The sequence below is a fragment of the uncultured Gimesia sp. genome (assembly GCF_937919775.1).
Taxonomy (GTDB): Bacteria; Planctomycetota; Planctomycetia; order Planctomycetales; family Planctomycetaceae; genus Gimesia.
Map to the genome: position 1 here is coordinate 1 of NZ_CALFPF010000657.1, position 6,265 is coordinate 6,265.

The following is a 6,265-nucleotide window of genomic DNA, read 5'->3' on the forward strand; positions in this document are numbered from 1 at the left end:
GACAAATCAGGGTCAAGGAGAAACCTCAATTATACCCCTTATCCCGACGGGATAATCGGTAAAACCGACAAATCTGAATCAGAATCTGGTTTCATTCCATCGCGGAACAGGCTTCCGTTGAAAATGGCACCTAGAACCAGTATGGATTCTGATTGAAAACCCGAAGTTTCTATCCCCTGATTCCGTGCATTTTCCGGCAAGATGACCTATAAAATACCCTGATTCTTTACAGACTGGGGTGATAGAGAGATTACTGGTTATACTGAATTTTCTCCCCGTCCCTTTTCGGCTGACTATTTCCCGGAACCACGGAATCAGTAATATAAAGCACTCACCTGCAATTTTATGGATACATTGCCCCCGAACCTTTCCGGGATCTGGAACTCATTTAATTCATCAAGGGAAACGACAATGTCAACAGTCACAGTAAAACGGGCTGACCTCAAAACCGGGGAAGTTTTATGCAGCTATTGTACAGCTCGCTGTTGTCGGTATTTTGCATTACCAATCGAAACACCTGTTGATTGGGAAGATTTCGACCACATGCGCTGGTATATCATGCACGGTCAGTGTGCGATTTTTGTGGATGAAGATGTGTGGTTTTTAATGGTGTATGGAGATTGCAAATACATCCTGCCAGATTATCGATGCGGCAACTATGAAGACCGTCCCAGGATTTGCCGTTCCTACACAACCGATGATTGTGAATACGATAATGACGGAACGTATGACCGTTTATTCGAAACACCGGAACAAATCTGGGAGTATGCGCATGCTGTTCTGCCTCCGGTAAAAAAGAAAAGAAAAAAATCTGAAACAGGAACGCAGACACAAAAACTGCCCGTTGTTCAAGTTTAGGATCCTGATTGAACTACTCCCAGTATTTAATACTCAAGTCAACAGCGAGATCGCCCACGATCGAAGTCGGTAGAAAACTGTGAAAAAATTAATTGAACCACGTACGCTCAAAGGGTTTCGGGACTACCTGCCTGCGGCCATGATTCCCCGGGAACAACTGATTGAAACGGCCAAGTCAGTCTACCGCAGTTATGGCTTCAGCCCGATCGATACCCCCGCCTTGGAATACACTGAGATTCTCACCGGAAAAGGGGGCGAAGAATCAGACAAGCAGATGTTCCGGTTTGAGCAGGGAGGCCGCGATGTTGCCATGCGTTTTGACCTGACAGTCCCGTTTGCCCGGTTTGCCGCACAAAACATCAATGAACTGGGAATCCCGTTTAAACGCTATCATGTCGGTACGGTCTGGCGCGGCGAGCGACCGCAAAAAGGACGTTACCGCGAATTTGTTCAATGTGATTTTGACACGATTGGCACCACTTCGAATTCCGCCGACATTGAGACACTCTTTATTATCCACGATCTGATGGTGAAGATTGGCTTTTCCGAGTTCACGATCCGCATCAACAATCGCATGATCCTGAACGGCCTGCTGGAAATCCTGGGGCTGCAGGCACAATCAGCAGAAGTGTTACGGGCGCTTGACAAGCTCCCTAAAATTGGCCCTGAAGCGGTCATCAAAGAAATGCGAGGGCAGGGCAGGCTCACCCAGGAACAGGCAGAAAAAGTCATTTCATTGACGACGGCCCAAGGCTCAACCGCAACGATCCTGAATTCTCTGGAACAGCAACTTTCCGGAAATGCCTGTGGAGAGCAGGGAGTGCAATACCTGCGGGAAATTTTTCAATCCGTTGAAAGAGCCGGCATTCCCGGCGAACGTATTGTTCTGGATCCTTCGATTGCGCGCGGCCTCGATTATTACACCGGAACCATATATGAGACATTTTTGAATCAGTTACCGGGAATCGGGAGTGTTTGCTCGGGAGGCCGCTATGACAATCTAGCTGAACTCTTCACAACACAGGCATTGCCGGGAGTCGGAGCAAGCCTGGGTCTGGACCGTCTGTTGGCAGCGATGCAGGAACTCAACCTGCTGCAGGAAGTTTCCACGCCCGCTCCAATTCTGGTGACTCAGATGGACAAAAAATATACTCCCGAGTACCTCAGGCTGGCCCGTAATCTGCGACTGAATGGACTGAATGTCGAAGTTTATCCTGACACCACCGCGATTAAAAAACAGTTCAAATATGCCAATCGGCATGGGTTCAAAATCGTGATCGTCGCGGGAGCGGACGAATTCGAGAAGCAGGAGTGGCAGGTCAAGGAGTTGCAAACAGGAACGCAAACCGCTGTCAAAGAAGTGGCATTGCTGGAGTTCGTTCAAGGCCTGCTGACATCAGAGTCGGCAAAATGACCGGCCTGAACCTACTGAACCCCAATCCAAAATCACCTTAAAAGTCTGGACCTTTACTGCAAACCCCGCTACGATTGTCACATGATCAGTTCGTCCATTGGGGTGAGAGAGGAGAGAATTGGCTGATGGTGCTCCGCAGAAATCATTATGAAGCCGCTTTTGAGAACTATCTGCGCACATCAAGAATTCCGTACGTGGCTGTGGATGAGAAACGCAGAGCTCTGGCTCAAAATGCATCCATCAAATCACTGGACTTTATCGTTTACGCGAAAGAGGGTCCCAATCTGTTAATTGACGTCAAAGGCAGGACGGAAATCTATCCGGACCAGATCAACAGACGTCGCTGGGAAAACTGGGCGACCATTGAAGATATTCAGGGACTGCAACAGTGGCAGGAACTCTTTGGAGAGGGTTTCATCTCCAGTTTCGTTTTCGCCTATCAGCTTCCACCGGATTCCATCTCAAACAATCTGGAAAAACTCTTTGCATACAAAGGGAGTCTCTACGCATTCTATCTGGTAAAAATCGATGAATACCGTCTCAAAATGAGGCCCCGGTCTCACAGCTGGCAGACCGTATTTCTGCACCAGCAGGACTTTCATGAAATGCGACAACCTGTCGATGCGATCATTCAATCCTGAAAGTGCGGGCTAATTCTGATTTCCGAAATCAGAAAACCCCTCTCCTTTTTCGGTCAGGATTCTGACAGTAATTCCATTTTCCTGATGCAGTTTTGAGGCGAGACTGCTACAATTACCAGACAGAATTTCCTTTAATTCCGTTTTGACTAGTAGATTTCAATGATCAAGAAAAGATATCAGAACATGGCGAGACGTTTACCCGGTTTATTATCCATTTCGGGATTCTTCCTGTCTGCAACGACAACGGTTATGGCACAAGGCGAAGAGCAAAGTGGTCTGGTATCGGAATCTCAAACTTCCATCTTTGAATACATTCTGGTTGCCGTCCTGTTCGGTTTGGCTTTATTTGCTATCTGCCGAACCAGCCACCGTTCCTGATCGTTCTCTACTCGCTTCCCCTCTACGACATTTTAGTTCTAATGCGACCAAAGTTTTCGGTATCTGAGTATTCTCCCCGCAGGGTCGTGATTACAGGCATTGGTTTAATCACCCCTTACGCGGTAGACCGGGAACAATCCTGGCAGAAACTAGTCACAGGTCATTCTGCAACATGTCTGCTGGATGATTTGTCGAACCAGCTAAACCGTCCTGTTGCTGGTGGAGTGATTCCAGACAAAACTCTCTCTTCCGCTTCATTATCCAGTCAGACCCCGCTTCTGAGAGAACCTTCAATCACTTTAGCTTTGAAAGCGACAGCAGAAGCTATTCAGGACGCGGGTCTGGATCTAAGTCTGCTTTCCAGAGAATCAGCCGGCTGTGTGATCGGCTCCAGTAAAGGGGGGATGGCTGGTTTTGCACAAATGTCAGATTTAACGCGAATCCCCGCCGAGCATGCAAAACAGATCCCATCTGATTTCTGGTTGCAATGTTTTCCCAGTGCCGCCAGTCAATCAGTTGCAGAACACTATAATCTGCAAGGGGCTGCGTTATCTCCGGTCTCTGCTTGTGCGACCGGGTTTTCCAGCATCATGCGGGGAGCAGACCTGATTCGAGAGGGTGTCTGCGACACGGTATTTGCAGGTAGTGCAGATGCTTCTCTGCTACCCGCTGTCCTCGGCTCTTTTCAACGTATGGGAGTCCTGGCGACAGACTTTGAGTCCCCCGGTTCAGCCTGCAGGCCGTACGATCGGAGACGAAATGGATTTGTGGTCGGTGAAGGTGCCGGGATCCTTGTTCTGGAATCGTTAGAGCACGCCTTGAATCGAAATGCCGTACCTTATGCGGAATGGTTAACGGGAGGCCTGGGTTCCGATTCCACACATTTAATGCAATTCGATCCCTCTGCAGAAAGCCTTGCCAGATTGATTACCGGAATCTTAGACCGCGCTCACATTTCGCCTGCAGAAATCGACTACATTAACCTGCACGGCACGGGAACTCAGATAAATGATATCTATGAAACTCGAGCGATCAACAACGCGCTAGGCGCGCTCTCCCGCACCATCAGCTGCTCTAGCTTAAAAGGGGGAATGGGACATCTGCTGGGGGCTGCAGGAAGCGTCGAGCTGGCATTCACCCTGCTGGCAATGCGAGACAGTCTGGTTCCGCCGACCGTCAATCTGGAAACCCCTGACCCGGAATGTGATTTGAATTACACACCGGGTAAAGCGGAACCAAAAGAAATCAAAACGTCTCTGAAACTGTCATTTGGTTTCGGGGGGCACCTTGTCGCGGGGCTGATCCGAAAATGGGATCATTCCCGTTGATCCCGACTATTGCACAAAGCGGGCCGATTTCACGAAGTGGCGAAACTCATCTTCGACTTTCAGCAGCTGTTCACGCGGACCGGTTAACTTGAGATAAAAATCCCGGGGTGAACGGGGAATTGCCACGCCGATCATTCTCATCCCGGATTCCGCGGCGGAATTGAAAGCCGGCCCCGAATCAAACGTGCCTCTTAAATCCAGCCAGACCGCATCCTCATGATCTACCCGAATCGATTCCTGCAGGGGAGTTTCCCCCGGTGGCAATTGAAACTGTCCGCCCCATCTCTGTAGGTTGGCATCAATGCCGCCACCAACGGAAGAAAGCGTGAGCGTGATCTCATTACCCGCCTGAGGCATTCTAAAACTGGCGGTAATTAACCCCTGTTGCGCAGGAGAGAGTGTAACCTGCTCCCAGCCCTCAGGCACTTGAAACCGAATCCCGTCAAATTCTTTTAATCCCGTCCCCTGTGCATCAACTTTGTCGGACTTCGTAGAGGAACGTGAAAGAGGTTCCGCTTCCGGTACGGGCAAATCGGTTTTGGGGTCTGCATGATCAGAATCACAACCGTAAACCCAGAATGAAGTCAGAGTTAGAAGCATCAAAAAGAACTGTAACCGTCGCACCATTACCTGCACCATCCACTCCCTATTCAATACGGATCACACAAATAGATGAAGTCCGTTTATATGGGGTTTAGTTTATCAGTTCAGGCAAGTCCCAACCAGCGATTTCGCTTTCTCATTATATTTTTGAGAAAGCTGAATGATTTCTTCTCTTATCTGAAAATAGGCTTCAATCACATCAGAGTCCCATTGGAAACCTTTACCCTCTCTGAAGATGATTTCGAGTTTTTCCAGAGGCATTCCGTTTCGATAAGGACGGTCACTCCCCATTGCATCATAAGCGTCTGCAACAGCGATAATGCGGGCCATCAGAGGAATCTCATTTCCCTTTAATCTGTCCGGATAACCGTGCCCATCAATTTGCTCATGATGGTTTCGAATTCCCGGCAAAATATTCTGCAGCTTTTTAATGCCGGACAGGATTTTATAACCGATCATCGGGTGTTTCTGAATCTGGGCAAATTCCTCGTCAGTCAGTTTGCCTTCCTTCCGTAGAATTCCGTCATCCACTCCAATTTTACCAATATCATGCAGCAAACCGGATAGGTAAATCTCCTGCAGAAACTCCCCGGAATACCCCAATTGCTTCGCCAGATGTTGTGCAATCAAAGCAACTCGCTCACTATGACCTCTCGTGTAGGGATCCTTGGCGTCGAGCGTCGAAATGAAGGACTTCACAAAACTCAACATTAACTCTTCCTGTTGAGCATAGAGATCAATATTTCTCAGGTGAGTACCCAGAAAAGAGGCGACGGAATTTAAAAGACTTGCCTGGATCGTCCCGTATTCTTCACTTTTCAGCAAATTGCAACTGAGAATCCAACCATAAGAATTGGTCCCGTCAGAAATCGGAACGAGCACCATGTTATGTAAGTCAGGAAATTCCAGTGACAGCAGAGAACTCTCCACCTGATTAATCACCAGTGGCTGATTCCAATGATAGCCGTCAAACTGTGCGACCAGACGGGCCAGATTCAACTCGTCAAATGCGGCTTTACTGTCTGACATAAACTGGGATGTAT

Annotated in this window: 7 protein-coding genes; 5 read left to right on the forward strand and 2 right to left on the reverse strand. The window is 48.5% G+C overall.

Annotated features, from left to right (window positions below; translation table 11 throughout):
• Positions 1–411 precede the first annotated feature (411 nt).
• The 5 genes from Q0294_RS18720 (at position 412) to Q0294_RS18740 (ending at position 4,619) form a co-directional block, all read left to right on the forward strand.
• Entirely contained in the window at positions 412–858 is a 447-nt protein-coding gene (locus Q0294_RS18720) for a YkgJ family cysteine cluster protein (protein ID WP_299468495.1), read from the forward strand.
• Positions 859–937: 79 nt separating this feature from the next.
• Positions 938–2,272 (forward strand): histidine--tRNA ligase, encoded by a 1,335-nt coding sequence (gene hisS, locus Q0294_RS18725; protein WP_299468497.1) that lies wholly within the window; start codon positions 938–940, stop codon positions 2,270–2,272.
• A 125-nt stretch (positions 2,273–2,397) separates the two neighbouring features.
• A complete protein-coding gene (locus Q0294_RS18730; protein ID WP_299468499.1) occupies positions 2,398–2,913 on the forward strand; it encodes an HYExAFE family protein in 516 nt (171 codons plus the stop codon).
• Between the two features lie 183 nt (positions 2,914–3,096).
• Positions 3,097–3,291, forward strand: a complete 195-nt coding sequence (locus Q0294_RS18735; protein WP_299468501.1) for a hypothetical protein — start codon at positions 3,097–3,099, stop codon at positions 3,289–3,291.
• A 41-nt stretch (positions 3,292–3,332) separates the two neighbouring features.
• Positions 3,333–4,619 carry a beta-ketoacyl-[acyl-carrier-protein] synthase family protein gene (locus tag Q0294_RS18740; protein WP_299468503.1) on the forward strand — a complete coding sequence of 429 codons (1,287 nt, stop codon included), beginning with the start codon at positions 3,333–3,335 and terminating at the stop codon, positions 4,617–4,619.
• A gap of 6 nt (positions 4,620–4,625) precedes the next feature.
• On the opposite strand, the gene Q0294_RS18745 is transcribed toward Q0294_RS18740, so the two are convergent.
• Together Q0294_RS18745 and Q0294_RS18750 are read right to left on the reverse strand one after the other, a co-directional pair.
• A complete protein-coding gene (locus tag Q0294_RS18745; protein ID WP_299468505.1) occupies positions 4,626–5,246 on the reverse strand; it encodes a hypothetical protein in 621 nt (206 codons plus the stop codon).
• A 75-nt stretch (positions 5,247–5,321) separates the two neighbouring features.
• A partial coding sequence (locus Q0294_RS18750; RefSeq protein ID WP_299468507.1) for an HD-GYP domain-containing protein occupies positions 5,322–6,265 on the reverse strand: 944 nt, incomplete at its 5' end.

Bases quoted from the DNA above. Each gene is read 5' to 3' on its own strand.
- Q0294_RS18720 (WP_299468495.1), top strand. From the start codon at position 412: ATGTCAACAGTCACAGTAAAACGGGCTGACCTCAAAACCGGGGAAGTT.
- Q0294_RS18730 (WP_299468499.1), top strand. From the start codon at position 2,398: ATGGTGCTCCGCAGAAATCATTATGAAGCCGCTTTTGAGAACTATCTG.
- Q0294_RS18735 (WP_299468501.1), top strand. From the start codon at position 3,097: ATGGCGAGACGTTTACCCGGTTTATTATCCATTTCGGGATTCTTCCTG.
- Q0294_RS18740 (WP_299468503.1), top strand. From the start codon at position 3,333: ATGCGACCAAAGTTTTCGGTATCTGAGTATTCTCCCCGCAGGGTCGTG.
- Q0294_RS18745 (WP_299468505.1), bottom strand. From the start codon at position 5,246: ATGGTGCGACGGTTACAGTTCTTTTTGATGCTTCTAACTCTGACTTCA.